The sequence below is a fragment of the Rhodococcus sp. KRD197 genome, assembly GCF_017168235.1.
Lineage (GTDB): Bacteria > Actinomycetota > Actinomycetes > Mycobacteriales > Mycobacteriaceae > Rhodococcoides.
In genome coordinates this window covers 564,675-590,599 of the sequence record NZ_JABFAO010000011.1, presented here as the reverse complement: position 1 = coordinate 590,599, position 25,925 = coordinate 564,675, and the positions used below count along the sequence as shown (strand labels likewise).

The following is a 25,925-nucleotide window of genomic DNA, read 5'->3' as shown; positions in this document are numbered from 1 at the left end:
AGCTTAGCGAGCAAACGCTTCCTTCCACGTGACGGTCTTACCGATCCTCAGGATGGAGCGTTGGTAGATCTTCGCTGCGACGACGGCGAGCGCTGCGGTGGTCGCGGCCATGATCAGGACGGTCCCCACGATCTGGTAGAGCGGTGCCACTCCCGCTGCGATGCGCAACGGCATCATGACGGCGGAGAACGGGGGTATCCAGCTGAGCACGTTGCTCAGGGTGCTCTCCGGATCGCCGACCGAGTAGAACGCCGCGAAGAACATCGCCATGATCAACACAAGCAGCGGCATCGTCGTCGAGTTGACGTCCTCCTGGCGGGAAACCATCGACCCGCCGGCGGCGTAGAGCACCGCGAAGAATGCGAAGCCGAGCACGAACCAACCGAGGGTGCCGACGAACACGCTGATGGCAGTACCGGTGACGGTCAGGACTCCGGTCGCCAAGCCGGCCCCGACACCGGCCACGCCGTACAGTGCGAGTTGCAGGATGCCGACCGCCCCGATGCCGAGAATCTTGCCCCATAGCAGTTGCAGCGGCCGAACCGTCGAGAGCAGCAGTTCGACGACGCGCGAGGACTTCTCCTCCACGACACCCATGGCGACATACATGCCGAAGCCGATGATCTGGGCGTAGAGAATGAACACCGCGGCCAGGGACAGTGCAACGCGCTGGCCGGCCTCCGGATCCGGCGGATCGATCGCGGTGACGGTGACTGTCGCGTTCGCCGTTGCCGCCGCCAGAGCTGCCTGGTCGACGTCTTGGGCGGCGAGTGCGCCGTCGGTGGCCTGCGTTTGCACACTGCCCTCGACAACGGCCCGCAGGGCTCCGATCAGTTCGGAGTCGGTGATGGCGGTGTAGGCGCCTGAACCACCTGGTACGAGAGCTACTGCGAGATCACCGGATTCGACGTCCGCGCGTGCGGCCGCCGCGTCCGCGATCTCGCGGACCTCCACGGGATAGCCGATGGCGTCTCCGTTCGCCTGCAGTACGGCGGCGATGGACTGATCGCCCACGACTCCGATGGCGTCGCGGTCCTCGCCGCCGCCGGAGAAGATGGAGTAGGCGACGATTCCGCCGATGATGGCGGCCAGGATGATGATGTTGCTGATGACGAAGCTCTTCTTCATCACCTGCACGGTGAACTCGCGTCGGGCGATCAATCCGATGGCTCTGCTGGAGCTGACGTTGTGGTTCATGCTTCGACCGCCTCTCGGAACAGATCGCTCAAGGATGGTTTGTGCGTCGAGAATTCGTGGACCGGTCCGGTTGCCAGAGCGGCGTGGAGAATGGCCTGGTCGTCGGTGCCCGGCTTGATGCTGAGGAGGGTTGTGCCGTGTGAGTGGTCGACCGTCTCGACTCCGGGGATACCGTCGGCCCATCCCGGTGTGGCAGCCGGCGCGTGTACTTCGAGCTGCGCATTCCCGCTGCCGCGCAGTTCGTCGACGGTTCCGACTGCCTTCATCGAACCGGCGGCGATGATGCCGACGCGGTCGCACAGTCGCTGCACCAGATCCAGTTGGTGGCTCGAGAAGATGACGGGGACACCGGAGGCGGCCTTCTCGCGCAGCACCTCGCTCATCACGTCGACGGCGACCGGGTCGAGGCCGGAGAAGGGTTCGTCGAGCACCAGCACGGCCGGGTCGTGCACGAGTGCTGCCGCAAGCTGCACACGCTGCTGATTGCCCAGGCTCAATGCGTCGACGGTGTCGTTCAGTCTGGCGGAGATGCCGAGCCTTTCGGTCCATCGCTGTACCGCGGATTCGGAGTCGGACTTGGACAGGCCGTGCAACTGCGCCAGGTATTCCAGCTGGGGTCCGACCTTCATCTTGGGGTAGAGGCCGCGTTCCTCCGGCATGTAGCCGATGGTGCGGCGCACATCGAGGTCGACGGGTTTGCCGCCGAGCAGTACCTGGCCCGAGTCGGCCGACAGCACTCCGAGGGTGATGCGCATGGTGGTGGTCTTGCCGGCTCCGTTGCTGCCGACGAAGCCGAACAGTTCACCGGGCCGTACATCGAAACTGAGCGAGTCGAGGGCGATGGTGTCGCCGTATCTCTTGGAGATGTTGTCGATCGTGAGAGTGCTCATGGTGCCCTTCTCTTCGAGTGTCAGAGTTCTTCGAGCGTCAGAGGTCTTCGGGATCGGGGTCGGGGGTGATCCAAGCGAGAATTATTGCGGGTGAGCAGATTCCGGCCAGCAGCGCCGTGAGAGTCCAGGACGCTCCCGCATAGGCGAGGTTCTCGTTGTCGATCGTCGTCGACAGAAAGATCAACGGGACAATCGCGGCCAGCACCGTTCCCTGTGTGATGGTGAGCCCGATGGATCGAGCCTCGTTGCGCTGCTGCACTTCCCACTCGTCCAGGGCTCCCGTCGGAGCATCGCTGTGTCGCCCGGACACCGTCTGCAGCATCGTCCACAGAACAAGAAACAGTGCGGTGGCCGGAAGCCAAGCAATCGGTACCCATTCGAGAAACAAGGAACAGATCGAAATGATCAACAGGATGATCAGGGTGGCCGCCACTGCGATAGCAAGCATGCGTCTTCGGCGCTGCGTACGCCATTTCGGAAGCCAGTGGCGGGTTTTCGCGTCGTTCTCGATGAAGCGCCGGGTTCGGTAGGCCTGGTATCGGGTGAGAACGTTCGAGTCGGAGGTGGTCATGATGCGATCTCCGTCAGGTCATCGGCGTCGGGGTCGGGTGTGGTCCACGCGAGGGTCATGGCGGGACTACACCCACCGAGCATCACGAACGTGAACACGAGTGCTCCGCCCGAGAATGCGAAGTCACTGCCGTCGAAGATGTTGGATCCGAAGAGCAGGTAGAAGGCCGCGGCGATTCCCAATGCCTGGGTTATCGTCAAGCCGACCGATCGAGCCTCGTTGCGGCGCTTGATTTCCCATTCGTCGAGGACGTCGACCGGGGCGTCGGCTCCGCGATTGGACACGATTTGCACCATCGTCCACAGGGGGATGAACAGCAGCAGTGTGGCCACCCAGGTGATGACCGCCGCCTCGGACCACTGTGCTGCCACTGCAGCCACGATGGAAATCGCGAACAGGGTGACGAGGCCCAGCGCGAGTGCGCGTCTTCGGCGCTGCGTACGCCATTTCGGAAGCCAGTGGCGGGTTTTCGCGTCGTTCTCGATGAAGCGCCGGGTTCGGTAGGCCTGGTATCGGGTGAGAACGTTCGAGTCGGAGGTGTTCATGCGTTCTTCTCCCTTCGGAAGAGTTCGGCGGAGAGTGGTCCGAGTTCTTGTCGCGAGAACACTGCCTCGACGGGGAGGTCGAAGACGTCGCAGATTCGCATCGCAAGGTCGAGGCTGGGGTAGTGGTCGCCTCGTTCCAGTGCGCCCACTGTCTGTGGGTTCACCTCGATCAGTTCGGCCAGTTGCGCGCGGCTCATTTTTCGTTCGGCTCGCAGAACTCCCACCCGGTTGTAGATCGGGAGCGTGTTGCCACGCTTGACGGGGCTCATGGAACGAAGTGTTGTATAAACCCAACGATGTGTCAACCGGTAGTAACAGAATTGTCGATGCGTCTAGGGGTTCTGTTGTTCGCGAGTCGCCGCGACCACTGCATGCATGGCCGTCAGGAATTCGTCGATCGTGGCGCGCTGCTCGGGTGTGAAACGCGCGAGTTCGTTGACGGCGCGGTCGATGACGGGGCCGAAGAATGTGGTACCGAGTTCGGCTGCATGTGCGGTGACGCGTAGGAGTACTCGTCGGCGATCGGTTGGGTCGTGTTCGCGTGATACCAAGTCTCGCTTGGTCATGCGATCTATCAGTGCCGTGACCGACGCGGATTCCAGACCCAGCTGTCCGCCGAGCCAGCCCGGCGTGGCGCGCTTTCCAGCTCGGTCGGCGTCCAGTAGGCAGATCAGCGCGCGAATGTCTGTCGGGTGAAGCGAGTGCTTCTGGGCGAAGTCTGCGCCGAGCAGATCGAGCTCGACGGTCAGTGCGCGCAATCGATGCACAGCGACGAGTTCGGTGGAGTCAGGTTCGGTCATGTGTCGATTCCTCGGGCGATGCTGGACGTACGGTCTCTCTATTGTCTACTATCTCGATCATCGAGAGAATTGGGGGATGCGATGACGCTCGACGAGTTCTTCTCTGCCTACGACCGAGTGCTGCAGAAGTGGCCGGCAGATGTCGAGGCCATCGACGTGAACACGGTGCACGGGACCACCCGGATCAACGCCTGTGGACCCGTCGATGCCCCCGCGCTGGTGCTACTGCCGGGGGCCGGTGCGACGTCCACCGTGTGGTTCGCCAACGTGGCCGCGCTCTCACAGCGCTATCGGGTGTACGCGGTCGATCCGATGGGCGACGTCGGACGCAGCGTTCCCGGTGTGCGGTCCATCGACTCCCTGGACGAGTTGCTGAACTGGGTGACGGCCGTGCTGGATGGGTTGCATGTGTTCACGGCGGCGCTGTGCGGGCATTCCTACGGCGCGATGATCGCCCTGGCCTACGCGCTTCGCAATCCAGGTCGCGTCGACGCGCTCACGCTGCTCGATCCCAATGCTTGCTTCGGCTCCATGAGTCCGCGGTACCTGCTGCACGCCATCCCGGTTCTGCTCTTTCCCAACGACAAACGGCAACGACGATTCGTACGGTGGGAGACCGGTGGCCTGGCATTGGATCCCGACTGGCTCGACGTGCTCGCGCTCGGAGCCGCAGATGTCCCGACGGCGAAGACCGTCGTTCCCGCGCGGCCCAAGCCCGCTGTATTCGAGAACTTCGGTGTCGAAACCACAGTGGTGCTGGCAGGTAAGGGCAAGGTGCACAACGCCGCTCGCATCGCGTCGGCAGTGCGCACCGTTCTGCCGACAGCGAGAACGGTGATCCTCGACGACGCCACGCATCACGGACTACCGATGCACCCTTCCGCTGAGGTAGACGAGATTCTGCTGGGCTGAACCAAGAATTCGAAGCGAATCGGGTGCAGCTGACCGCGCCTGGCGCGGCTGGCTGCACCCGATTTCACTGCGTCTCACAGCTCGCTCAGTTGCCCATCCGCCATCGTCCAGTGCCTCGTGCTTCGGACCGTGTCGAGCATTCGGCGATCGTGCGTCACCAGCAACAGGGTGCCCTCGAAGTTCTCCATCGCCCGCTCGAGTTGCTCGATCGCGGGCAGATCGAGGTGGTTGGTCGGCTCGTCCAGTACGAGGAGGTTCACGCCGCGAGCCTGAAGCAATGCCAGCGCTGCGCGGGTCCGCTCGCCGGGTGAGAGGGACGACGCGGGGCGCAGCGCATCGTCCCCGCGCAACCCGAACTTCGCGAGCAGCGTGCGCACCTCGGCGTCGGGCCACTCGGGCACCGCGGCACCGAGCGCCTCCGATACGGTGTCCGAGCCCACGAAGAGCCCGCGGGCCTGGTCGATTTCACCGACGGAGACCCCGGATCCCAGTGAGGCCGATCCCTCGTCCGGGCTGAGCCTGCCCAGCAATACCGAGAGCAACGTCGTCTTGCCGGATCCGTTCGGACCGGTGATCAGAATGCGATCGCCCCACTCGATCGCCGTGGTGACGGGGCCGAAGGTGAAGCCCTCGCGCCGAACCACGGCGCCGCTCGCCGTCGCGACGACCGTTCCACTGCGCGGCGCGGCAGCGATCTCCATCCGCAGCTCCCACTCCTTGCGCGGCTCCTCGACCACCTCGAGGCGTTCGATCCGGCGCTGGGTCTGACGGGCCTTCGCGGCCTGCTTCTCGGTCGATTCGGCGCGGGTCTTGCGGGCGATCTTGTCGTTGTCGGTCGCCTTGCGGCGAGCATTGCGGACACCGGATTCCATCCAGTTTCGCTGCATCTGCGCACGCGATTCCAGCGAGGCCTTGGTATCGGCGAACTCGTCGTATTTCTCGCGGGCATGCTCGCGAGCGATCTCACGCTCGGCGAGGTACGACTCGTAGCTGCCGTCGTACACGTCGATCCGATGCTGTGCGCGATCCAACTCGACGATGCCGGTGACCGTCCGAGCCAGGAACTCGCGGTCGTGGCTCACCACCACGATGGCGGCACGGGTATCGACGACGAACCGTTCCAGCTGCTCCAGGCCCGCGAGATCGAGATCGTTGGTGGGCTCGTCGAGCAGCAGGATGTCGTACCGGGCGAGCAAAATGGCCGCCAAGCCTGCGCGCGCGGCCTGTCCTCCGGACAGCGTCGACATCAAAGCACTGCCGTCGACATCCAAGCCCAGCTCGGCCAGCACTTTCGCGGTCCGCTCCTGAAGATCGGCCCCGCCGAGTGCGAGCCAGCGTTCGAGGGCAGGGGTGTAGCGGTCCTCACCGTCCTCGCCGCCCAGTGCCTCGGCCGCCTCGTTCATCGCCTGTTCCGCGGCGGTGACTCCGGTTCGTCGGCCGACGAACGCGAGAACCGATTCCCCGGCCAGCCGCTCGGGTTCCTGCGCGAGATAGCCGACGGTGGCGTCGGGTGGGCTGGTGCGGATCTCACCCTCCCAATCTGCAGTCCCCACTCCGGCCAGCAGCGTCAGCAGCGTCGATTTTCCCGCGCCGTTGGCGCCGACGAGACCGATCACGTCACCTTCCGTGACAGTGAGGTCGAGCCCGGAGAACAGGGTGCGATCGCCGTGAAATGCAGCAAGGTCGTCGATTCGGAGCGTCGCAGTCACCTCTGAAGTATCCAAGACAGGTCGGGAACACAGCCGCCCGCCCGGCAGTTGCAATGTGTATGACGTTTTCAGCCGAGACCAGTACTGTTCCGACAATCGTGCTCAACGACGGGCACGCGATTCCCCAGCTCGGATTCGGTGTGTGGCAGGTTCCCGACGACGGCGCCCAGGCCGCAGTGTCCGAGGCGCTCAAAGTCGGCTACCGCAGCATCGACACCGCGAAGGTGTACGAGAACGAGACCGGCACCGGCAAGGCGATCGCCGAGTCGGGCATCGCGCGCGACGAGCTGTTCATCACCACCAAGCTATGGAATGACGACCAGGGCTACGACTCGACCTTGAAGGCGTTCGACGCCAGCATGGAACGACTCGGCCTCGACTACCTCGATCTGTACCTCATCCACTGGCAGCAGCTCGACCGCGGCAAGTACATCGACACATTCAAGGCGTTCCAGAAGCTGAAGTCCGACGGCCGCATCGGCTCCATCGGCGTCTCCAACTTCACCATCCCGACGCTCGAGAAGCTGATCGATGCGGTCGGTGAGACCCCCGCGGTGAATCAGATCGAGCTGCATCCGCGCCTCATCCAGGAGGAACTGCGGGCCTTTCACACCGCGCACGCGATCGCCACCGAGGCGTGGAGCCCACTCGGTTCCGGCACCGTGCTCGACGATCCGGCTTTCGCGCCGATCGCCGAGGCCCACGGTGTGACGCCTGCTCAGGTGATTCTGCGGTGGCACATTCAACTCGGCAACGTCGTGATCCCGAAGTCCGTCACGCCTGAGCGCATCGCGAGCAACTTCGATGTCTTCGGCTTCGCGCTCAGCAATGACGAGATCCAGCAGATCAACGCACTGGACACCCCGGACGGCCGAACCGGCCCGGATCCGGACAAGTTCAGCAGCTAGGCCCGAAAAGTCCCACTAGCACTAGTCTGAGCCGCATGGGACCGCTGACGGGCAAGACGATAGCGCTGACCGCCGAGCGACGTGCGGAGGAGTTCGCGACGCTGCTCGAGCGCCGCGGCGCCGAGACGATTCACGTGCCCGCCATTCACGTCCTACCGCTGCTCGATGATTCGGTGTTGCAGGAAAAGACCGCCGGCATCATCGACGAGCCCCCGGAGCTGGTGGTGATCAGCACCGGCGTCGGCTTCCGGGGCTGGCTCGACGCCGCAGAAGGGTGGGGCAACCGAACGGAACTCCTCGCTGCCCTCGGGGCCTCGCGCATCATTGCGCGGGGCCCCAAGGCGCGGGGAGCGATCCGTGGATCGGGGCTACGAGAAGTGTGGTCCCCCGCCACCGAAGCGTCCCAGGAAGTCGCCGATCATCTCGAAGCCGAGGGAATCGTGGGCGTAGACGTGGCCGTGCAGCTGCACGGCACCATCACCGAGTGGGAGCCGACGATCCACCTGGCACAATCGCTGGCCCACCTCGGCGCCGACGTCCGGGAAATCCCTGTGTACCGATGGATCCGTCCGTCCGATCAGCAGCCGTTGATCGATCTGCTGGCCAGGATCCTCGACCACGAGGTCGACGCAGTCACCTTCACCAGCGCTCCTGCCGTCGCCTCGCTTCTGTCGACCGCCAAGGACAACGGCTTGCTCGACGAGTTCCTCGAGGCCCTGCGTGGCCCGGTCGCCGCCATCTGTGTCGGGCCGGTCACCTCGGCGCCACTCGATGCCTTGGGTGTGCCGACGCGGATGCCGGAGCGGGCTCGGCTGGGTTCGCTGGCGAAATTCGTCGTCGACGAGTTGGGCGACTGACCTTCTCACCTCTGAAAGAACGACGTCAACGCCGGCCCGACGTCGCGGTAGGTGCGGACCGTCCTGATGCGGCCACGTCCGAGTCGTGCGAGGTCGCGTCCCAGCTCGAGGTCCTGCTCACCGGAGATGTCGAGCAGCACGTCGAGTCGGGGAATCGTTGCGGCGACGCCTCGCGGATCGGGACCGGCGTTGTGCACGCAATCGGAGAGCAGCAGCACCCGTCGATCGGGCGAGGACACCCCGCGCAGTAGACCGGCGGCCGTGTCGAGGGCGAAGTGCACGTTGGTCAACCCGCGCGCGGGGATGCTCAGCACCGTGTCGAGAAGTCCGAGCGGGGTCGTCGAGTCGCCGAAGTGGGCCAGAACCGCAGCATCCGACCAGAAGGCGAGAACCGCGAGATCGTCGCGGGCAAGTTCCCCCGCGAGCGCGCCGACGGCGGCTGCCGCAGTGCGGACGCGTTCACCTTTCATCGACCCTGAGATGTCGACGACGAGTACCACGGACCTCTTGCTCAGGACGCGTTCGCGTACGACGATGTCGGCGTCCTCGGGCATCGGGTTGGCCGCGAGCACGTCGATGGTCCGGTCCAAGTCGATCTCGTCGGATCCGTCTCGGTATCGCAGGGAGGTCAGGGCGCCGACACCGCGGCGTGCCCGGGGATCGCGGCGGGGTCGCCGTAGCGCCATGCGCGCTGCGATCGCCCGGGCGCGGGCCCGTGTGGCGGCGTCGGCTGCCGAATCCTCCTCGGCGGTATCGCGGAGCGAGATCACCGCAGCGCACTCATCGGTGAACCCGGTTGCCGACGGATTGTGCTCGCCACCTGCCGGGCCGGACCTGCTGCGGTCGCCGCCGATCAGAACCGAACCGCCGCCACCCGGCTCGAACAGGATGGGTGCTTCGGTGAGTGTCTTGGGTTTGCGGCGCAACGGTTTCAGCGTGCGCGACGCCGTCGTGCTGCCCGGCTTTCGGACCGGAGAATCGGCGACGACGGCTCTTCAACCAGGCGCAGCGGCGGCCGGTCGAAGGACGAAGTGGTCCTCCCAGATCTCGTGCAGGATCCGCTCGGGGGTGGCATCGGACGTCTCGTCGACGTGGATGCGCCCGGACAGGGCGACGAGCACGGCGTCGAGCATCACCCGCTGGTAGTCCTCGGGAAGATCGCGCGGCGGGTCGATATCGGCGACGACGGGGATGGTGACCTCGCGTAGTTCGGCGAGCCGGGCGGCCACCAGAGTGAGGTCTATCGCGCCGCGAACGCTGCTGCCTTGGGTGATGTCCTCATGTTCGCGAGTGGCCCGCGTGATCGTGACCGCATCGGCGATCACCCGCGCCGAGTCCGATTCGGTTCGAAGCGCGACGATGCCCCGTTCGGCTTCGGCATCCTGATAGCCGACGGCGAGGCGGCACAGCCGGTCGTGCACGCTGGTGGACAACCGGCTGGTGCCGACGTTGTCGTATGGATTCATCGACGCGATCACTCGAAAGGTCGGCGCGGCCGTCACCGTCCCGACGCGGGGTATCGCGATGCGCCGCTCGGCCATAGCGGTCAACAGCGTGTTCAACGTGTCCTCGGGGGCGCGGTTGAACTCTTCGACGTACAGAAATCCGCCGCTGCGCATCGCCTCGACTAGGGGCCCCGGGACGAAGTTGTCCTCGCTGTAATCCTCCCGAAGCACGCGAGAAGGGTTGTGATGCCCGACGATACGAGCCGGAGTGAGATCGGCGTTTCCTTCGACGAAGAGCATGGGAATACCCCACTCGGCGGTGATGGCGCCGAGCAGCGTGCTCTTGCTGGTGCCCGGCGGACCCTCGATCAGCAGGTCCCGCCCGGCTGCGACCGCCGCTAGTAGTAAGTCGAGTTCGCGATCCCTACCGACGACGCGGGCCGCGACCCGACGGCGTACGTCGGCGATCGACAGCACCGCTGTCATGTGTTGGTGCAGCAGGCGGGAAGCGTGTCGACGGTCATTTGATCACCGAACCTGCGTCGACGGGTAGCTGCACGCCGGTGATGTACCGGGCCTCGTCGGAGACCAGGAACGCGATGGCGTTGGAGATGTCGATGGACTCGACCCATTCGATGGGAAGCGCGTTGAGTGTCTTGAACGCCTCGGCGGCGTCCGCGCGGGTGGGACTCGGCTTGTCCGGCATGAACATCGAGTAGGTCGCGGTGTTGTGGATCATATCGGTATCGACGGCGGTGGGATGAACAGAGTTGACCCGAATCGAGAACGGCGCCAATTCGTTTGCCAGCGTCTTGACCAATCCGACGACGCCGTGTTTGGCGGCCACGTAGTGCGCCAGGTTCGCCAGTCCCTTGATGCCTGCCGTCGAACTGGTCAGGACGATGGCGCCGCCTCGGCCGCCGGCCTTGAGATGGGGCACTGCGGCGCGCACCGTCTTGAACACACCCGTGAGGTTGATGCCGATCATGTCGTCCCAGGCCTCGTCGGTGAGTTCCTCGATCGGTGCGAAACTCGCGATGCCTGCGTTGGCGAGGACGATGTCGAGACGGCCGAGTTCGGCCACCCCGTCGTCGACGGCCTTCGTCAGCTGGGCGGTGTCGCGTACGTCGGCCGTCGAGGCAACGATCCGGCGGTCGAGCGCTTCGACCTGCGCTACCGTTTCGGCGAGATCGGCCTCGGTGGCGAGCGGGTAGACGACGCTGTCGACCTGTCGGCACAGATCGACGGCGATGATGTCGGCACCTTCCTGCGCCAATTTCAGGGCGTGACTGCGTCCCTGTCCGCGCGCGGCTCCGGTGATGAATGCTACTTTTCCGTCGAGCTTTCCCATGAGCGAACTTCCTTGTTCCTCGTGTGGCGAGAACAGCGCTCGCGCAGCGCATCACCCTGCGAGGCAACGCGTCCACGGCAGGCCATCTCATGTGTAGGAGATATCAAGAAAGGTAACCGACACCGGGTGCAGGATTGGGTGAAATGCTTGAAATCGTTACCGGATCCTCAGGGTTTCCAGCAGCTCGCTCACTGCCGCCCGCCCGGCACGGTTGGCGCCGATCGTGCTCGCCGACGGCCCGTACCCGAGCAGGTGCACGCGGTGGTCCGCCGCCACCCGAGTCGCGAGCCTTCCGTCCATGACGATGCCGCCGCCGTGTCCGCGCAGGCGCAGCGGCGCCAAGTGATCGAGCGCGCTCCGAAACCCCGTCGCCCACAGGATCACATCGGCGCGCACTGTCGATCCGTCGGCCCAGGCGACGCCGTCCGGGACGATCTGCGAGAACATCGGCAGCCGCTGCAATGCACCGCGATCGCGCGCGGCCCGCAACGAGTCGGTCAGCAACAATCCGGTGACCGATACGACCGAACCCGGCGGCAACCCACTCCGAACACGCTCCTCGACCATCGCGACGGCAGCGCGGCCGGCCTCGGGCCCGAACTCGGAATCGCGAAAGACGGGTTCGCGACGGGTGACCCACGTGGTCGAGGTGACCTGGGAGATCTCGTCGAGCAGCTGCACAGCGGAGATGCCGCCGCCAACGACAACGACGTGCTTGCCGGTGAACGCGTCCGGCGTCGAATAGTCCTTGGTGTGCAGTTGTTGCCCGCGGAACGTCTCGGCGCCCTGGTAATGCGGGATGAACGGCTTCTCCCAGGTCCCCGTCGCGTTGATCAGTCCGCGTGCTGACAGGACGGTCTCGCCCGCCTCCACCCGAAACCTCGGCTCGCGGTCACACACCACGGTGACCGTCACCGGGCGCTGGACCTGTAGGTCGAACTTTTCCTCGTACGCGCGGTAGTAGCGCGGCACGGCCTCGGCAGCGGTGACTTTGTCGGGAGAAGCGCCCGTGAGGGTGTCGGCGAACGCCATCCCGGGTAGATCGTGAACGCCGTTGACCGTCCTCAGCGTCAGTGACGGCCACCGGTACTGCCAGGCACCGCCCGGGCCGGGGGACCGGTCGAGCATCACGAACCCGTCGCCGGGAGAGCGCCCAGCCTTCCGGAGGTGATAGCCGGCCGACAGGCCTGCCTGCCCGGCACCGATTACTGCCACATCAGTGAAGATCACATCCACCAGTACATCAGCCCGCGGGACTGCGGTGCGCTGGGCGATGGGTAACCTCTAGCGACATGATCGAACAGACCCGTGACGGCGACGTCGTGACCTTGGAACTACAGCGACCCGAACGTCGCAACGCTCTCGACACGGCGCTGTGCGTCGCGCTGCGCGACGCGATCGTCAGTGCAGTCGCCGCCGACGCGCGCGTCATCGTGATCACCGGGCAGGGCTCGAGCTTCTGCGCCGGCGCGGACCTCGAGGGGGATCAGTTCCCGGAGGAGTTCCCCGAGGCGCTCGAGTCCATGCTCAGGGCCATCGAGGCGGCTCCCATCCCCGTCGTCGCAGCCGTCAACGGCCCGGCTGTCGGGGCCGGAACCCAACTTGCCATCGCCAGCGACCTACGCGTCGTCGCCGATGGCGCATTTTTCGAAATCCCGTCGACCCGCCTGGGCATCGCCGTCAACAACTGGACCATCAAGCGGCTCGCGTCCCTTGCGGGCGGGAGCGTCGCCCGCACCATCCTGCTGGGCGGCGAGCGGCTCGACGCCGACCGGGCCTACGCCAGCGGTCTGGCCAACAAACGCGGCGATCTGGCGATCGCGCAGCAATGGGCGTCCTCGATCACCGAACTCGCGCCGCTCGCGCTGCGGCACCTCAAACTCGTCTTCAACGACGACGGCACCCGCGACGAGCCGACGCCGGAGCAGTGGTCGGCCTTCGGTGCGGCCTGGACGAGTGAGGACATGAAGGAAGCTCGGCGGGCGCGGAACGAGAAGCGGAAGCCGAAGTTCACGGGTCGGTGAGGCGGCTTCGCCGCATGTGAGTGGAAATGCATAGTGGGGCACGTATTTCCGCTCACATGTGCGTCAGCGCCTGTCAGCGCCCGCCGAACTCGGGGCTTCGTTTCGCCAGCATCGCGTCGACGGCCTCGGTGTGGTCCGAGGTGGTGTGTGCGATCGCCTGGTACGCCGCGGACAGCTCCAGCAGGCTCTCCAGAGACTGGTGCTGGCCCTCGCGCAGCAGCTTCTTGGTCATCCGCAGCACCTGCGGCGGGTTCGCGGCGACTCTCGACGCCAATGTGTGTGCCGCGCCGAGCAGCTCGCTCGGTTCGACGACCTGTGAGACCAGACCCCACTCCAGGGCTGTCGCCGCGTCGATCGCTTCGCCGGTGAATGCCATCTCACTCGCTCGCGCCATGCCGACTGCCCGAGGGAGTAGCCACGCGCCACCGTCGCCGGGAATGATGCCGACCTTGACGAAGCTCTCGGCGAACTTCGCCGTCGTCGAGGCGATGCGAAGATCGCACATCAGCGCCAGGTCGCAGCCCGCGCCGACGGCCGGCCCGTTGACCGCAGCGATGGTCGGAACTGCGCAGTGGTACAGGGCTTTCGGGATGCGTTGGATGCCGCGTCGATAACCCTCTCTCAGTTCGGCGGGGGTGCCGGCGAACATGCCCTCTTTGTCGCGCATGTGCTTGACATTGCCCCCGGAGGAGAATGCCGAACCAGCGCCGGTCAGTACGGCGACCCGCACGCTGTCGTCTCGATCGACCTCGGCCACAGCCGCTTCGAGCGCGTCTATGGTCTCGGCCTCGGAGATCGGATTGCGGGCCTCTGGGTTGTTCAACGTCCACACGACGACGTCGCCCCGGCGTTCGACCAGCACTGGTTCGGTCATTGTTGCACTCCTTCTCGTTGTGCGCCTCCGGCGCATGTGAGCGGAAATACGTGCCCCACTATGTATTTCCACGCACGTGCAGCGAAGCTGCCTACACGGTCCTGGTCAGCCGATCCGCGAGCAGGCGCGAGAACTTCGCTGGATCCTTGAGCTCGGTGCCCTCGGCGAGAAGAGCAGTTGCATAGAGCAATTCGGCTGTCTCGGCCAGCGAGGCATCCTCGCTGCGATCCTCGCGCGCCTTCTTCAGCCCCGTCACCAACTCATGATTCGGGTTGAGTTCGAGGATGCGCTTGGAGGTGGGGATGAACTGTCCCGACGCCTTGTACATCTTCTCGAGCTGCGGGGAGAAGCTGAACTCGTCGCCGACGACACACGCGGGTGAGGTGGTCAGCCGCGAGGACAGGCGTACTTCCTTCACGTCCTCGGACAGCGTTTCACTCATCCACTTCAGCAGGTCCTCGAACTCCTTGTCCTGCTCCTCGCGCTTGCCCTCGGCTTCCTTCTTCTCCTCCTCGGTGTCGAGGTCGACCTCGCCCTTGGAGATGGACTGGAAGGGCTTGCCGTCGAAGTCCGGGACGTTGCCGACCCACACCTCATCGACCGAATCGGTCAGCAGCAGGACCTCGAGGCCGCGAGCCTTGAACGCCTCCATGTGCGGTGAGCTCTCGATCTGCTGACGAGATTCGCCCGTCATGTAGTAGATCTGCTCCTGGCCGTCCTTCATCCGGTCGACGTACTCGGCGAGGGTGGTCACGCCCTCCTCCGAGTACGTGGACGCGAACGACGAAATGCCCAAAAGGGTTTCGCGGTTGTCGGCGTCGGAGATCAGGCCCTCCTTGAGGACCGTGCCGAACTGCGACCACAGCGTGCTGTACTTCTCGGCGTGCTCGCTCTGCATTTCCTTGATCGTCGAGAGCACCTTGCGAGTCAGGCGGCGACGGATCGCGCGGATCTGCCTGTCCTGCTGCAGAATCTCGCGTGAGACGTTCAGCGAGAGGTCCTGCGCGTCGACAACGCCCTTGACGAAGCGCAAGTACTCCGGCATGAGTTCTTCGCAGTCGTCCATGATGAACACACGCTTGACGTACAGGTGCACGCCGGTCTTGCCCTCGCGCATGAACAGGTCGAACGGCGCCTGCGAGGGAATGAACAGCAGCGCCTGGTATTCGAAAGTGCCCTCGGCCCGGAACGGGATGACCTCGAGCGGCTCGTCCCAGGCGTGGCTGACGTGCTTGTAGAACTCCTTGTACTCCTCCTCGGACACTTCGTCCTTGGGGCGGGTCCACAGCGCCTTCTGCGAGTTGATCGTCTCGGTCTCGATGGTGACGGTGTCCTCGGCGCCTTCCTCCTCCGCTTTCACCCTCTTCTCGACGTCGATCCGGATGGGCCACGAGATGAAATCGGAGTACTTCTTGACGAGCTGCTTGATCTTCGATTCCGACGCGTAGTCGTAGAGGTGGTCCTCCTCGTCGGTCGGTTTGAGGTGCAGTGTCACCGAGGTGCCCTGCGCCGCGCCGTCGACGTCGGAGATCTCGTAGGTGCCCTCGCCCGTGGACTCCCATCGCGTCGCCGTGCTCTCGCCCGCCTTGCGGGTGAGCAGCGTGACCTTGTCCGCCACCATGAAGGTGGAGTAGAAGCCGATGCCGAACTGACCGATGAGTTCCTCGGACGCCGCCGCGTCCTTCGCTTCCTTGAGCTTCTTGCGCACCTCGGCCGTGCCGGACTTGGCCAGCGTGCCGATGAGGTCGATGACCTCCTCGCGCGTCATACCGATGCCGTTGTCACGGATGGTGAGGGTGCGTGCTTGTTTGTCGATCTCGAATTCGATGTGGAGGTCGGAGACGTCGACGTCGAGATCCTTGTCTCGGTACGACTCGAGCCGCAGCTTGTCGAGGGCGTCCGACGAGTTGGACACCAGCTCGCGGAGAAAGCTGTCCTTGTTGGAATAGATGGAGTGAACCATCAGGTCCAAGAGCTGGCGCGTCTCGGCCTGGAATTCCCGCTGTTCGGTGGTCATGAGTGTGTGCGATCTCCTTCTAGAGCAAAACCGTCGCAGTTATTTTACAAAGGGCGTCGGGACGCAACTCGATTGTGCCCGCGTCCGCACGAGCCGACGCACGGCGCCCCGCTCACCTAATGTGGAAATGGTGAAGAACAACAAGATCGTGCCGGTAGCCGCGGCCTTCGCCGGCGCCACCTGGTTGGCCCGGGCGGCCTGGGGCCTGCCGTCGCAAATCGGTGCTCGCACGCAGTCCATCGCGCCGTACGCGGCCGGTTCGCCGCGCTATCGCGGCCGACGGTTCCACAACACGGAGCCGAGTGCGAGTTTCAGCGCCAGCGACGGGGAGTCGATTCTGCTCTCGTTGATGCGGCGCGGTGCCACGGGCCGACCGCAGCAGCCCATCCCACTGGCGCCTCCGGTGGCGCCCGTCGACGCGGGCGAGTCGGCAGTGACCTGGTACGGCCACTCCTCGGTCCTCGTGGAGATCGACGGCCGCCGAGTGCTCGCCGATCCGGTCTGGAGCCACCGCGTCTCGCCCTCGAAGACCGTCGGCCCGGCCAGACTCCACCCCACCCCGATCTCGCTGGATGGGCTGCCGAAGGTCGATGCGATCGTCATTTCCCACGATCACTACGACCATCTCGACAAGGCGACCATTCAGCGGCTCGCCGGTCTGCAGAATGCTCCGTTCGTGGTGCCGATCGGCATCGGCGCGCACCTGCGGCACTGGAAGGTCCCCGAGGATCGCATCATCGAACTCGACTGGGACGAGCAGACCGAGATTGCCGGTATCACCATCACCTGCACCGAGGCGCGCCACTTCTCCGGACGAGGACTGCGGCGCGACCTGACGCAGTGGGCGTCCTGGGCTTTCGCCGGACCGAAACACCGCGTGTTCTTCGGCGGTGACACCGGCTACACCGTCAAGTTCGCCGAGATCGGGGCAAAATACGGGCCCTTCGACCTGACTCTGCTGCCGGTCGGCGCCTACGATCCGCGCTGGGCGGACATTCACATGAACCCTGAGGAGGCCGTGCGCGCGCACGGCGATCTGGGCGGTGGTGTTCTGGTGCCGGTGCACTGGGCCACTTTCAACCTGGCATTCCACCCGTGGTCCGAGCCGATTCTGCGACTCGAAGCCGCGGCCGAACAGGCATCGGTCACGACGGCGGTGCCCATTCCCGGGCAGCGTCTCGACGTCTCACACGGCTTCGCAGGCGATCGGTGGTGGGCACGACTCGGCTGAGCGTTTGCGCCTAGGCTTACCGCCATGTCGATCGAGACGGACGCACCCCACGAGGGTGGGCTTTCCGAAAAGGACGTCGTACGCCTCCGGTCCGAGGGGAAGTCCAACGACGTCCCCGCTCGTGCCAGCCGGTCGGTGCGCGACATCGTCCGAGGCAACGTGTTCACCCGCATCAACGCAATTCTCGGCGTGTTGCTTGTCATCGTGCTGGCGACGGGGTCTGTCATCGACGGCATGTTCGGGCTCCTGATCATCGCCAACAGCGGTATCGGCATCATCCAGGAGATCCGCGCCAAGCGAACGCTCGACAAGCTCGCGATCGTCGGGCAGAGCAAGCCGGTGGTGCGCCGCGACGGCACCGCCCGCGCGGTAGCCCCCGACGAAGTGGTACTCGGCGACATCATCGAACTCGGCCCGGGAGACCAGATCGTCGTCGACGGCGAGGTCGTGGAGGGCGCGAGCCTCGAGATCGACGAATCGCTGTTGACCGGAGAAGCCGACGCGGTGCACAAGACAGTGGACGCGCAGGTGCTGTCCGGCAGTTTCGTGGTCGCCGGCAGCGGGGCCTACCGGGCGACCAAGGTCGGCCGCGAGGCCTATGCCGCACGGCTCGCCGAGGAGGCCAGCAAGTTCACGCTGGTGCACTCCGAGCTGCGCAGCGGCATCGACAAGATCTTGAAGTTCATCACGTATCTGATGGTGCCCGCGGGCGCGCTGATCATTTACAACCAGCTCTTCTCCAGCGGCCAGTCGCTCGGCCCGGCCCTGAGCGGAATGGTCGCGGCACTGGTGCCGATGGTCCCCGAGGGGCTGGTGCTGATGACGTCCATCGCGTTCGCGGTCGGCATCGTCCGACTCGGCCACCGCCAGTGCCTCGTGCAGGAACTGCCCGCCATCGAGGGGCTCGCCCGAGTCGACGTCGTCTGCGCCGACAAGACCGGCACCCTCACCGAGAACGGGATGCGCCTGAAGGAGCTGCGCGTCGTCTCCGAAGGAGAAGCAGGACTGCTGGGGTCCGTGCTTGCCGCACTGGCCCACGACGATCCGCGACCGAACGCCAGCGTCCTTGCCATCGCCGAAGCCTTCGATGATGATCCGGGTTGGACTCAGAGCGCCGTCGCGCCGTTCTCCTCGGCCAAGAAGTGGAGTGGGCTGTCCTACGGCGAGCACGGAAACTGGTTGCTCGGCGCGTCCGACGTTCTGCTCGATCCCGAATCGGATATCGCCCGTGCGGCCGAACAGGTCGGCTCGGCCGGTTTGCGCGTGCTGCTCCTCGCCAGCAGCGATCTCCCCGTCGACGACAACGACGCCCCCGGTGTCGTGACACCGCGCGCACTGGTGGTCCTTGAACAGAAAGTGCGCGCCGACGCCCGCGAGACGCTCGAATACTTCGCGAGCCAGTCGGTGACGGTCAAGGTCATCTCCGGCGACAACGCCGTCTCCGTCGGCGCGGTGGCGGCGTCACTGGGCCTGCCGGGTCAGCCGATCGACGCCCGCGAATTGCCGGAGGACGACGAGGACGGCCTGGCCGACATCGTCGAAAAGTCCACGACGTTCGGGCGAGTGCGGCCCGATCAGAAGCGCCGAATGGTCGGTGCGCTGCAAGGACGCGGTCACACTGTCGCGATGACCGGCGACGGTGTCAACGACGTGCTCGCCCTCAAAGACGCCGATATCGGCGTCGCCATGGGTTCGGGCAGCCCCGCGACTCGTGCGGTCGCGCAGATCGTGCTGCTGGACAACAAGTTTGCGACGCTTCCGTACGTGGTCGGCGAAGGTCGACGCGTCATCGGCAACATCGAGCGCGTCTCCAACCTGTTCCTGACCAAGACCGTGTACTCGGTGTTGCTGGCGTTCCTGATCGGCGCATCCGGTGTGCTCTCACAGCTTTTCGACACCGAACCGCTGCCGTATCCCTTCCTGCCGCGCCACGTGACCATCGCCGCCTGGTTCACCATCGGCATCCCGGCCTTCATCCTGTCCCTCGCGCCCAACCACGAGCGAGCTCGAAGCGGTTTCGTGCCGCGGGTCATGCGCCTGGCGGTGCCGTCGGGAATCGTCATCGGTGTCGCGACGTTCACCTCCTACCTCATCGCGTACGAGGGGCCGAACGCCACCGAGACGCAGGTGACCCAGGCCAGTACGACCGCATTGATCACGCTGATCGTGATCGCGGTGTGGGTTCTCGCGCTCGTCGCACGGCCCTACGTGTGGTGGAAGATCGCGTTGATCGCCGGGTCCGTTCTCGGGTATTTGGTGCTGTTCACGATTCCGTTCTGCCGCACGTTCTTCAAGCTCGATCCGTCCAACGTCGCACTCACCACCACTGCGTTCGTCGTGGGCGCGGTCGGGATCGTCGCCGTCGAGGCCGCCTGGCTGATCAACGGCGCGCTGCAGAAGAGAGCCGAGCTCCGGAGCCGGGTACGCTCTGGTGAGCCGGATTCAACCGCCTACGAGATGGAGCGATGATGGGATTTTCGGACAACCTCAAGGGTCTCGTCGACAAGGGCAAGCAGGCTGCCGCCGAGAACTCGGACAAGATCGAGGACGCCGTCGAGAAGGCGGGCGACTTCGTCGATGACAAGACCGGCGGCAAGTACGCCGACAAGGTCGACAAGGTGCAGGATGCCGTCAAGAAGGCGATACCCGACAAGTAGGTCGGACGGCGACGCGGCATGATCTAGCTGTGGACGGACCGACACTGCTTCTCGTCGTCATCGCCGCTGTCGCGGTGGCCGGCTTCGCGAAGCGTCTGAACCTGCAGGTCCCGCTGGTTCTCGTGACGGTCGGGTCGGTCGCGTCGTTCATTCCGGGCGTCCCACAGGTGACGCTCTCGCCCGAACTCATCCTCGGGGTGGTACTTCCCCCGCTGCTCTACTCGGCGGCCCTGGATTTCTCGTTCGTCAGCTTCCGAAAGAACCTCCGCCACATTCTGCGCCTCGGCGTCGTCATGGTGGTGGTGACGACTTTCGTGGTCGGATGGTTCGCGGACTGGCTCGTGCCCGAGTTCACCCTCGGTGCCGCGCTGGTCCTCGGCGCCGTCGTCGCACCTCCCGACGCCGTGGCTGCGGTGGCCGTCGGTCGCAAACTCGGTCTGCCCGCCCGCATGATGTCGATCCTCACCGGTGAAAGCCTCGTCAACGACGCGGCCGCGTTGACCCTGTTCACCCTCGCGGTGGCATCGGTGACGGGCAAGCGAATCGAGATCGACTCGCCCGTACTGTTTTTCGCCTACGAGATCGTCGGGGGCGTACTCGTCGGATTGATACTCGCTCGCATCGTCCGGTTCGTGCGGGCCCGAATCTCGGACTCCGCACTCGAAACCGTTCTCGGCCTGGTTCTTCCCTTCGCGGCATACCTTGCGGCCGAGGAAATTCACGCCTCCGGTGTACTGGCCGTGGTCACCGCGGGCTTCGTCCTCGGGCGGGTCACCGCAGACGTTGCGGTGACCACACGTATTCAGGAACGTCAGGTCTGGCCGCTGATGGACCTGGTGCTCGAGGCGTTCGTCTTCGCCTACATGGGCCTGCAACTGAAATCGGTCATCGAGCAGGTCGAGAGCGACGGACTGCCGGTGCTGCATGTCTTCGCCTACTCGGTGCTGATTCTCGGCGTCGTGATCCTCGTGCGTCCGACCTGGATCTTCGTCAACACCGGCGGCCGGACTGCGCTTCGCGCCCTGCTGCGCCGCCGCAGAACCGAGGACACCGACGCTGTCGGGTTGACCTGGCGCCAGAATCTCGTGCTGTCGTGGGCGGGTATGCGGGGGGTGGTGACACTCGCTGCCGCCTCCGGTGTGCCACTGGTGACCGTTACAGGTGAGGCGTTCCCCGGCCGTGCAGTCATTCAAGCCGTTGCATTCGTCGTCGCCGTGGGGACACTGCTGATCCAGGGTTTGACGCTGCCGATGCTGATCCGAAGGCTCGACGTCGCGGACCCGCTCGAGCAGCAGCAGACGGAGAAACAGCAGGCGTTGGCGCGGGCGATCTCTCGGTCGGCGGCCGAGCAGTATCTGACCGAAACCGCATATGCCGGCCTACCGGGAGCGGATCGAGAGGCGGTGGAGGCAGTTCTCGAGCGCGTCCGACGGTCGGTCCGCGCCCGGTTGGACGCCGACGAGACCGAGGACCGTGAGGAGCGGTTCGCCGCTGCCGGAACGATGTTCGACACGTTGCGTCGCAACGTCCTCGTCGCGCAGCGGGCTGCCCTGGTCAAGGCCAGAGATGACGGTGACCTCGACGACGAGGTTCTGCGTGCCGTCCTCGACGGCTTGGATGTCGAAGAGGCGGCGGCCGAGGCTCGACTCGAACGCTGGAGGCAATGATGCGGAAGGTAGTACTCGCGTTGGCGCTGGTGGGAACCCTTGGGGCCTGCAGCGCCGAGCCTGTGTCCCAGGCCGTTCCTGCGGCGATCACGACTTGGGCGCCAGCGCCGGTGGGCGAGGAACGTGGATCGCTCGTCTCGCAGATGACGATGGGGCACACGGACTTCGCTGTGCGCTACTTCGGGGCCGAGGCCGTTCACGTGGTGTATCGATCCACCTCGGGTGCCGGCGATGCGGGCACCGAGGTGTCCGGGGTCGTGTTCATCCCGAAAGGTGATCCGCCCGAGGGGGGTTGGCCGATCGTCTCCGTTGCGCACGGAACCACCGGCGTCACCGACGAATGCGCGCCATCGCTCTACCCCAACCTGCTCGGCACCATCGGGACGGTGGCGCCCTTCCTCGAACGTGGAATGGTGGTCGCTGTCACCGATTACGAGGGAATCGGAACGCCCGGCTCACACCCGTATCTCGATCCCGATGCCGCGGCCCACAACGTGATCGACGCGGTGCGCGCGGCGAGAAACGTCGTCCCGTCCGCCGGCACCCGGTGGGCAGCGATCGGCAATTCGCAAGGAGGACAGGCAGTGTGGGCGGCTGCCGAGCGCGGCGACTACGGCGACGGACTCGACCTCGTCGGCAGCGCCGCGTTGTCGCCGGTGCTGAACCTGTCGCCGATGTTCGATGCGGGCAGTTCGATGACGCTCCCACAGATGTTGTTGACTCCCTTTCTCGTGGACGGTCTGCAGTTCGAGCGCCCCGAGGTCACCAGGTCGGCGTACGTCCGTGGCGCACTGGAGGCCGAAAGACGCGCGCTCACTGCGTGCACGGATCTGCTCGGTGTACAAAAAGCCGAGGCGGCGACGCGCTTGACTCCCGCCGACGCGGCGCCGGCAACCGAGGCCGCGCGCGTCGAGATGGCGGACTGGTTGCGGTCGGTATCGCTGCCACGAAGGTCGACCACGGTGCCGCTGCTGGTGATCGTCGGAGGACGCGACCAGTTGATCGATCCGAAATGGACACAGGATGCCGTCGCCCGGGCATGCTCGATGGGTGACATCGTCGAGTTTTCTCGGGCACCGGAGCAGGGGCACTCGGATCAGCTCGCGACGTCGGACGGTGTCCGGTGGATCGGCGAACGATTCGCGGGACTGCCCACGCGCAACACATGTCAGGGAGGGTGAGCGATGATGCGTAGCGGCCGCGCCTGCCGGAGACAATCGCCGTGACCTATGCCCTCATGTGGTTTGCGGTGATCATGGCCGTCGCAATCGTGGCGATCGCCGTCATCAGTCTTCGCGGACGCAGAGCCTTGACGACGCCCGAGGAACGCGCGGTGCACGCGACGCTGCACACCGCGTCGCTGGCGGCTCGACCGCTGCGCACGGGCCTGGACGCACAGTCCGCGGCCGAGGCAGCGCCGCATCTGCGGGCATTGATGGGTGCCGACGCCCTCGGGGTGAGCGACGCCGACGCAACACTGCTGACCTGGAACGGGCAGCACGAGGAACTGATCGAGCAGTTCCGGCTGACCGCGCGACGGGCGATCGATGGAGAACGACGGGTACTGCTGGCCCACCCGCTCGGTGCAGACGACTCGGTGCGGGCCTTGATCGCGCAACCGTTGATGATCGAGGGCGTCGGTGTCGTCGGTGTGTTCGGGGCCGTCACGACGCACGTTCCCGGTCCCGGCATGCTCGGTGCCATCACCGAGGTCGCGCGGTACGCGTGCGGTCAGATCGAGCTCGCCGAACTCGATGCCTCCCGAGCCCGTTTGGATCGTGCCGAGGTGCGGGCGTTGCGGGCACAGATCAGCCCCCATTTCATCTACAACGCGCTCGGAACCATCGCGTCGTTCGTGCGGACCGACCCGGACCGGGCCCGCGAGCTGGTGCTCGAGTTCGCCGACTTCACCCGATACTCGTTCCGCACCGCAGGAGAGTTCACGGTGCTGGCCGACGAACTGCGCAATATCGATCGCTACCTGACGCTCGAGCGGGCCCGGTTCGGCGACTCCCTGCAAGTGACCCTGCAGGTGGCGCCCGAGGTCTTGGGCGTCGCGCTGCCGTTCCTGGCGTTGCAACCACTCGTGGAGAATGCAGTGCAGCACGGCCTCTCCGGTAGATCAGGGGGCGGGACGATCACCATCGTTGCCGCGGACGAGGGCACCGACTGTCTCATCAGTGTCGAGGACGACGGCGTGGGCATGGACCCGGAGGTATTGCGCTCGGGATCACTGAACGCGGAGGAAGCGGCCCATATCGGTTTGTCGAACGTCGACGACCGGCTGCGCGCGGCGTTCGGCAACGACTTCGGCCTCGTCGTCGATACCGCCCCTGGTGCCGGTACGAAAGTGAGCATGCGGGTGCCGAAGTTCAAAGCAGGTATTCGCGCATGACCCAAGCGTGAATGAGAGGATGAGGTCGCCCATGACACCGTCTGCTGACCCGCCAGCTCCCACCGGCCTCGTCGTGCTCGCCGTCGACGACGAGAAGCCGGCACTCGACGAGATCGCATACCTGCTCAACAGGCAGGATTCCGTCACCGAAGTGAACACCGCCTCGGATGCGACCACCGCGCTCCGACGGTTGCAGCAGCAACCGGGGCCGTCCTCGCCAGCGATCGATGCAGTGTTCCTCGACATCAACATGCCCGGTCTCGACGGTATGGAACTGGCGGGAATTCTCGCCAATTTCGCGCGTCCGCCTGCCGTGGTGTTCGTGACGGCGCACGACGATCGAGCTGTGGCCGCGTTCGATCTGGGGGCCGTCGATTACCTGCTCAAACCGTTGCGTGAGGAGCGGCTGGCCGAGTCGCTCGGCCGTATCGTCGCCGGCCGCAGAGCCGAGGCCCAGGACTCGGCAGGCGGGGAGGAGATCATTCCGGTCGAGCTCGGTGGTACCACCACGCTGGTGCAGCGATCCTCCGTCGGGTGGGTCGAGGCCGAGGGGGACTACGCCAGACTGCACACCACAAACGGGTCTCATCTCGTGCGGATTCCGATCTCGGCGCTGGAAAGCCGATGGGCGGGCGTCGGTTTCCTGCGGGTGCACCGCTCTTACCTGGTGTCGTTGTCGTTGGTGACCGGTATCAGAAGCGTCGGATCGGGCCTGGTGGTGTGCCTGCGCGCGGACGGGGAGTTGCCCGCCGTCGAGTTGCCGGTGAGCCGAAGGCACACCCGGGAACTCAAGGACCGGCTGGTCCGAGGCCCATTGCAGACATGGTCGAGTCGGTGACCGGTCCGAGGCCCCAGCGCCAGCGGGTGATTCTCGCCGAGCGGCGCGGTGCTCGGATGGTCCGCACGCGCGTAGAAGTGCAGGAGCAGACCGAAGTCGGCGACGTGTTGGTGCGCAGTCTTGTGCGAGCGCAACTGTGGCTATCGGTTCGACTCGCCGCTCTGACGTTGTGCATTCTCTTTGCGATCCCACTCGTCGGGCTGCTGGTTCCCGCCTACTCTCAGGCCACGGTGTTCGGAATCCGGTTGCCGTGGTTGATTCTCGGCATCGTCGTCTACCCGTTGCTACTCGGCGTCGGCTGGGTGTACATACGCAAGGCCGAGCGCAACGAACACGAGTTCACCGAGTTGATGGACGACTAGAAAGCGCCGAGTGTCACATAGAGGCCCAGGGCAATCAGAATCACGGTCAACACGATGTCGCTGTGCCTGACGAACCCGCCGACGAAGGCATCCAAAGGCTTGCGTGCACGGTCGCGGAAGACGAGGAGCGCGAGTGCAGGCGCGGCGACGCCGAGGCTGGACACCGCCACGAAAACCACCGCAGCCGTGATCTGCACGGCCACGACGGAAGTCGCGTCGACGATGCCCGCCACCGCCGACAGCGCGATGATTGCGCTCTTCGGATTCACCGAGCCGAGAAGGAACGCGGTCGCGAAAGCTCTACCGCCGGTGAGTGCGCGCGCCGTCTGGACCCAACCCGGTTCTTCGGAGGCCGGACCGCTCCGGAGACGTCCAACGAGCCTACGGGCTCCGAGCGCCATCAAACCGACACCGAGAATCAGGTTCAACCACCGCACCCAAGCAGACGAGTCCGAGACCAGGACAGCGGTGTCCACGAGCAACAGTCCGGCCGCAGTGACGGCCGCGACGCCGGCCAGCCATCCGGCAGTGAACCGAGCGAGCACACGGCCGGTGTTCAACGTGGACAGGCCGGCTGCCATCGCGGTGATGGGCAAGTGCGCGAACACTGCTCCCACCGCCAATGGGAGGACGGCAGTGATGGCCCCCGATATGGACATCAGCTGATCCTCGGTA

At 65.4% G+C, this 25,925-nt stretch carries 25 protein-coding genes and 1 pseudogene; 12 read left to right on the top strand and 14 right to left on the bottom strand.

Features of this window, described 5'->3' with window-relative positions:
- Nucleotides 1-3: 3 nt before the first annotated feature.
- The 6 genes from J1M86_RS18565 to J1M86_RS18540 all read right to left on the bottom strand — a co-directional run bounded on the left by J1M86_RS18565 (nucleotide 4) and on the right by J1M86_RS18540 (nucleotide 4,003).
- Entirely contained in the window at nucleotides 4-1,197 is a 1,194-nt protein-coding gene (locus J1M86_RS18565; RefSeq protein WP_206510906.1) for an ABC transporter permease, read from the bottom strand.
- Nucleotides 1,194-2,087, bottom strand: coding sequence for an ABC transporter ATP-binding protein (locus J1M86_RS18560; RefSeq protein WP_206510905.1), 894 nt, complete (start codon nucleotides 2,085-2,087; stop codon nucleotides 1,194-1,196). Before J1M86_RS18560 ends, J1M86_RS18565 begins: the two co-directional genes overlap by 4 nt.
- 37 nt (nucleotides 2,088-2,124) lie before the next feature.
- On the bottom strand, nucleotides 2,125-2,658 hold the full coding sequence (locus J1M86_RS18555) for a hypothetical protein (RefSeq protein WP_206510904.1): 534 nt from the start codon (nucleotides 2,656-2,658) through the stop codon (nucleotides 2,125-2,127).
- Complete coding sequence (locus J1M86_RS18550) at nucleotides 2,655-3,203, bottom strand: hypothetical protein (RefSeq protein ID WP_206510903.1); 549 nt, start codon at nucleotides 3,201-3,203, stop codon at nucleotides 2,655-2,657. The genes J1M86_RS18555 and J1M86_RS18550 overlap by 4 nt, the downstream gene beginning before the upstream one ends.
- On the bottom strand, nucleotides 3,200-3,472 hold the full coding sequence (locus J1M86_RS18545) for a helix-turn-helix transcriptional regulator (protein WP_075837333.1): 273 nt from the start codon (nucleotides 3,470-3,472) through the stop codon (nucleotides 3,200-3,202). Before J1M86_RS18545 ends, J1M86_RS18550 begins: the two co-directional genes overlap by 4 nt.
- 63 nt (nucleotides 3,473-3,535) lie before the next feature.
- The gene (locus J1M86_RS18540) at nucleotides 3,536-4,003 is read right to left on the bottom strand and encodes a MarR family winged helix-turn-helix transcriptional regulator (protein WP_075837332.1); all 468 of its coding nucleotides are present in this window, start codon (nucleotides 4,001-4,003) and stop codon (nucleotides 3,536-3,538) included.
- Nucleotides 4,004-4,084: 81 nt separating this feature from the next.
- Here J1M86_RS18540 and J1M86_RS18535 point away from each other — a divergent pair, with 81 nt between their 5' ends.
- Nucleotides 4,085-4,915, top strand: coding sequence for an alpha/beta hydrolase (locus J1M86_RS18535; protein ID WP_206510902.1), 831 nt, complete (start codon nucleotides 4,085-4,087; stop codon nucleotides 4,913-4,915).
- 74 nt (nucleotides 4,916-4,989) lie between these two features.
- Here the strand turns inward: J1M86_RS18535 and J1M86_RS18530 are convergent, their stop codons facing one another.
- Nucleotides 4,990-6,624 carry an ABC-F family ATP-binding cassette domain-containing protein gene (locus tag J1M86_RS18530; RefSeq protein WP_206510901.1) on the bottom strand — a complete coding sequence of 545 codons (1,635 nt, stop codon included), beginning with the start codon at nucleotides 6,622-6,624 and terminating at the stop codon, nucleotides 4,990-4,992.
- 59 nt (nucleotides 6,625-6,683) lie between these two features.
- Between J1M86_RS18530 and J1M86_RS18525 the strand changes: the two genes are divergently transcribed.
- Together J1M86_RS18525 and J1M86_RS18520 are read left to right on the top strand one after the other, a co-directional pair.
- Complete coding sequence (locus J1M86_RS18525) at nucleotides 6,684-7,532, top strand: aldo/keto reductase (protein ID WP_206510900.1); 849 nt, start codon at nucleotides 6,684-6,686, stop codon at nucleotides 7,530-7,532.
- A 35-nt stretch (nucleotides 7,533-7,567) separates the two neighbouring features.
- Nucleotides 7,568-8,389, top strand: a complete 822-nt coding sequence (locus J1M86_RS18520; protein WP_075837330.1) for a uroporphyrinogen-III synthase — start codon at nucleotides 7,568-7,570, stop codon at nucleotides 8,387-8,389.
- A gap of 5 nt (nucleotides 8,390-8,394) precedes the next feature.
- On the opposite strand, the gene J1M86_RS18515 is transcribed toward J1M86_RS18520, so the two are convergent.
- From J1M86_RS18515 to J1M86_RS18500, 4 genes and pseudogenes are all read right to left on the bottom strand, one after another.
- Entirely contained in the window at nucleotides 8,395-9,315 is a 921-nt protein-coding gene (locus J1M86_RS18515) for a VWA domain-containing protein (RefSeq protein WP_206510899.1), read from the bottom strand.
- A gap of 69 nt (nucleotides 9,316-9,384) precedes the next feature.
- Nucleotides 9,385-10,338, bottom strand: a pseudogene (locus tag J1M86_RS18510) (AAA family ATPase); the annotation flags it as partial.
- A 16-nt stretch (nucleotides 10,339-10,354) separates the two neighbouring features.
- On the bottom strand, nucleotides 10,355-11,185 hold the full coding sequence (locus J1M86_RS18505; protein WP_075837328.1) for a mycofactocin-coupled SDR family oxidoreductase: 831 nt from the start codon (nucleotides 11,183-11,185) through the stop codon (nucleotides 10,355-10,357).
- A 156-nt stretch (nucleotides 11,186-11,341) separates the two neighbouring features.
- Nucleotides 11,342-12,421: an NAD(P)-binding domain-containing protein gene (locus J1M86_RS18500; protein ID WP_206510898.1), complete on the bottom strand. Its 1,080-nt coding sequence runs from the start codon at nucleotides 12,419-12,421 to the stop codon at nucleotides 11,342-11,344.
- A gap of 56 nt (nucleotides 12,422-12,477) precedes the next feature.
- Between J1M86_RS18500 and J1M86_RS18495 the strand changes: the two genes are divergently transcribed.
- Nucleotides 12,478-13,209 carry an enoyl-CoA hydratase gene (locus tag J1M86_RS18495; RefSeq protein WP_206510897.1) on the top strand — a complete coding sequence of 244 codons (732 nt, stop codon included), beginning with the start codon at nucleotides 12,478-12,480 and terminating at the stop codon, nucleotides 13,207-13,209.
- A 73-nt stretch (nucleotides 13,210-13,282) separates the two neighbouring features.
- Here the strand turns inward: J1M86_RS18495 and J1M86_RS18490 are convergent, their stop codons facing one another.
- On the bottom strand, nucleotides 13,283-14,083 hold the full coding sequence (locus J1M86_RS18490) for a crotonase/enoyl-CoA hydratase family protein (RefSeq protein ID WP_075837327.1): 801 nt from the start codon (nucleotides 14,081-14,083) through the stop codon (nucleotides 13,283-13,285).
- A gap of 91 nt (nucleotides 14,084-14,174) precedes the next feature.
- Nucleotides 14,175-16,100: a molecular chaperone HtpG gene (gene htpG / locus J1M86_RS18485; RefSeq protein ID WP_075837326.1), complete on the bottom strand. Its 1,926-nt coding sequence runs from the start codon at nucleotides 16,098-16,100 to the stop codon at nucleotides 14,175-14,177.
- A gap of 127 nt (nucleotides 16,101-16,227) precedes the next feature.
- On the opposite strand from htpG, the gene J1M86_RS18480 reads away from it, so the two are divergent.
- Genes J1M86_RS18480 through J1M86_RS18445 form a run of 8 tightly spaced genes read left to right on the top strand, consistent with a single transcriptional unit; the run spans nucleotide 16,228 to nucleotide 25,250 of the window.
- The gene (locus J1M86_RS18480) at nucleotides 16,228-17,331 is read left to right on the top strand and encodes an MBL fold metallo-hydrolase (protein ID WP_206510896.1); all 1,104 of its coding nucleotides are present in this window, start codon (nucleotides 16,228-16,230) and stop codon (nucleotides 17,329-17,331) included.
- 24 nt (nucleotides 17,332-17,355) lie between these two features.
- A complete protein-coding gene (locus J1M86_RS18475) occupies nucleotides 17,356-19,800 on the top strand; it encodes an HAD-IC family P-type ATPase (protein WP_206510895.1) in 2,445 nt (814 codons plus the stop codon).
- A complete protein-coding gene (locus J1M86_RS18470) occupies nucleotides 19,800-19,988 on the top strand; it encodes an antitoxin (RefSeq protein ID WP_075837324.1) in 189 nt (62 codons plus the stop codon). The genes J1M86_RS18475 and J1M86_RS18470 overlap by 1 nt, the downstream gene beginning before the upstream one ends.
- A 29-nt stretch (nucleotides 19,989-20,017) precedes the next feature.
- Complete coding sequence (locus J1M86_RS18465; protein WP_206510894.1) at nucleotides 20,018-21,655, top strand: Na+/H+ antiporter; 1,638 nt, start codon at nucleotides 20,018-20,020, stop codon at nucleotides 21,653-21,655.
- The gene (locus J1M86_RS18460; protein WP_206510893.1) at nucleotides 21,652-22,836 is read left to right on the top strand and encodes a lipase family protein; all 1,185 of its coding nucleotides are present in this window, start codon (nucleotides 21,652-21,654) and stop codon (nucleotides 22,834-22,836) included. The genes J1M86_RS18465 and J1M86_RS18460 overlap by 4 nt, the downstream gene beginning before the upstream one ends.
- Nucleotides 22,837-22,892: 56 nt before the next feature.
- A complete protein-coding gene (locus tag J1M86_RS18455; RefSeq protein WP_206511121.1) occupies nucleotides 22,893-24,050 on the top strand; it encodes a sensor histidine kinase in 1,158 nt (385 codons plus the stop codon).
- 31 nt (nucleotides 24,051-24,081) lie between these two features.
- Nucleotides 24,082-24,888 (top strand): LytTR family DNA-binding domain-containing protein, encoded by an 807-nt coding sequence (locus J1M86_RS18450; RefSeq protein ID WP_206510892.1) that lies wholly within the window; start codon nucleotides 24,082-24,084, stop codon nucleotides 24,886-24,888.
- On the top strand, nucleotides 24,873-25,250 hold the full coding sequence (locus J1M86_RS18445; protein WP_075837323.1) for a hypothetical protein: 378 nt from the start codon (nucleotides 24,873-24,875) through the stop codon (nucleotides 25,248-25,250). The genes J1M86_RS18450 and J1M86_RS18445 overlap by 16 nt, the downstream gene beginning before the upstream one ends.
- Here J1M86_RS18445 and J1M86_RS18440 read toward each other — a convergent pair.
- Nucleotides 25,247-25,909: a GAP family protein gene (locus J1M86_RS18440; RefSeq protein ID WP_075837322.1), complete on the bottom strand. Its 663-nt coding sequence runs from the start codon at nucleotides 25,907-25,909 to the stop codon at nucleotides 25,247-25,249. The two genes, J1M86_RS18445 and J1M86_RS18440, sit on opposite strands and share 4 nt — an antisense overlap.
- Nucleotides 25,910-25,925 lie beyond the last annotated feature (16 nt).

Coding starts and splice junctions, on each gene's coding strand:
- J1M86_RS18565 (WP_206510906.1), bottom strand. CDS start 1,197: ATGAACCACAACGTCAGCTCCAGCAGAGCCATCGGATTGATCGCCCGA.
- J1M86_RS18560 (WP_206510905.1), bottom strand. CDS start 2,087: ATGAGCACTCTCACGATCGACAACATCTCCAAGAGATACGGCGACACC.
- J1M86_RS18555 (WP_206510904.1), bottom strand. CDS start 2,658: ATGACCACCTCCGACTCGAACGTTCTCACCCGATACCAGGCCTACCGA.
- J1M86_RS18550 (WP_206510903.1), bottom strand. CDS start 3,203: ATGAACACCTCCGACTCGAACGTTCTCACCCGATACCAGGCCTACCGA.
- J1M86_RS18545 (WP_075837333.1), bottom strand. CDS start 3,472: ATGAGCCCCGTCAAGCGTGGCAACACGCTCCCGATCTACAACCGGGTG.
- J1M86_RS18540 (WP_075837332.1), bottom strand. CDS start 4,003: ATGACCGAACCTGACTCCACCGAACTCGTCGCTGTGCATCGATTGCGC.
- J1M86_RS18535 (WP_206510902.1), top strand. CDS start 4,085: ATGACGCTCGACGAGTTCTTCTCTGCCTACGACCGAGTGCTGCAGAAG.
- J1M86_RS18525 (WP_206510900.1), top strand. CDS start 6,684: ATGACGTTTTCAGCCGAGACCAGTACTGTTCCGACAATCGTGCTCAAC.
- J1M86_RS18520 (WP_075837330.1), top strand. CDS start 7,568: ATGGGACCGCTGACGGGCAAGACGATAGCGCTGACCGCCGAGCGACGT.
- J1M86_RS18505 (WP_075837328.1), bottom strand. CDS start 11,185: ATGGGAAAGCTCGACGGAAAAGTAGCATTCATCACCGGAGCCGCGCGC.
- J1M86_RS18495 (WP_206510897.1), top strand. CDS start 12,478: ATGATCGAACAGACCCGTGACGGCGACGTCGTGACCTTGGAACTACAG.
- J1M86_RS18490 (WP_075837327.1), bottom strand. CDS start 14,083: ATGACCGAACCAGTGCTGGTCGAACGCCGGGGCGACGTCGTCGTGTGG.
- htpG (WP_075837326.1), bottom strand. CDS start 16,100: ATGACCACCGAACAGCGGGAATTCCAGGCCGAGACGCGCCAGCTCTTG.
- J1M86_RS18480 (WP_206510896.1), top strand. CDS start 16,228: ATGGTGAAGAACAACAAGATCGTGCCGGTAGCCGCGGCCTTCGCCGGC.
- J1M86_RS18475 (WP_206510895.1), top strand. CDS start 17,356: ATGTCGATCGAGACGGACGCACCCCACGAGGGTGGGCTTTCCGAAAAG.
- J1M86_RS18470 (WP_075837324.1), top strand. CDS start 19,800: ATGGGATTTTCGGACAACCTCAAGGGTCTCGTCGACAAGGGCAAGCAG.
- J1M86_RS18460 (WP_206510893.1), top strand. CDS start 21,652: ATGATGCGGAAGGTAGTACTCGCGTTGGCGCTGGTGGGAACCCTTGGG.
- J1M86_RS18455 (WP_206511121.1), top strand. CDS start 22,893: ATGTGGTTTGCGGTGATCATGGCCGTCGCAATCGTGGCGATCGCCGTC.
- J1M86_RS18450 (WP_206510892.1), top strand. CDS start 24,082: ATGACACCGTCTGCTGACCCGCCAGCTCCCACCGGCCTCGTCGTGCTC.
- J1M86_RS18445 (WP_075837323.1), top strand. CDS start 24,873: ATGGTCGAGTCGGTGACCGGTCCGAGGCCCCAGCGCCAGCGGGTGATT.
- J1M86_RS18440 (WP_075837322.1), bottom strand. CDS start 25,909: ATGTCCATATCGGGGGCCATCACTGCCGTCCTCCCATTGGCGGTGGGA.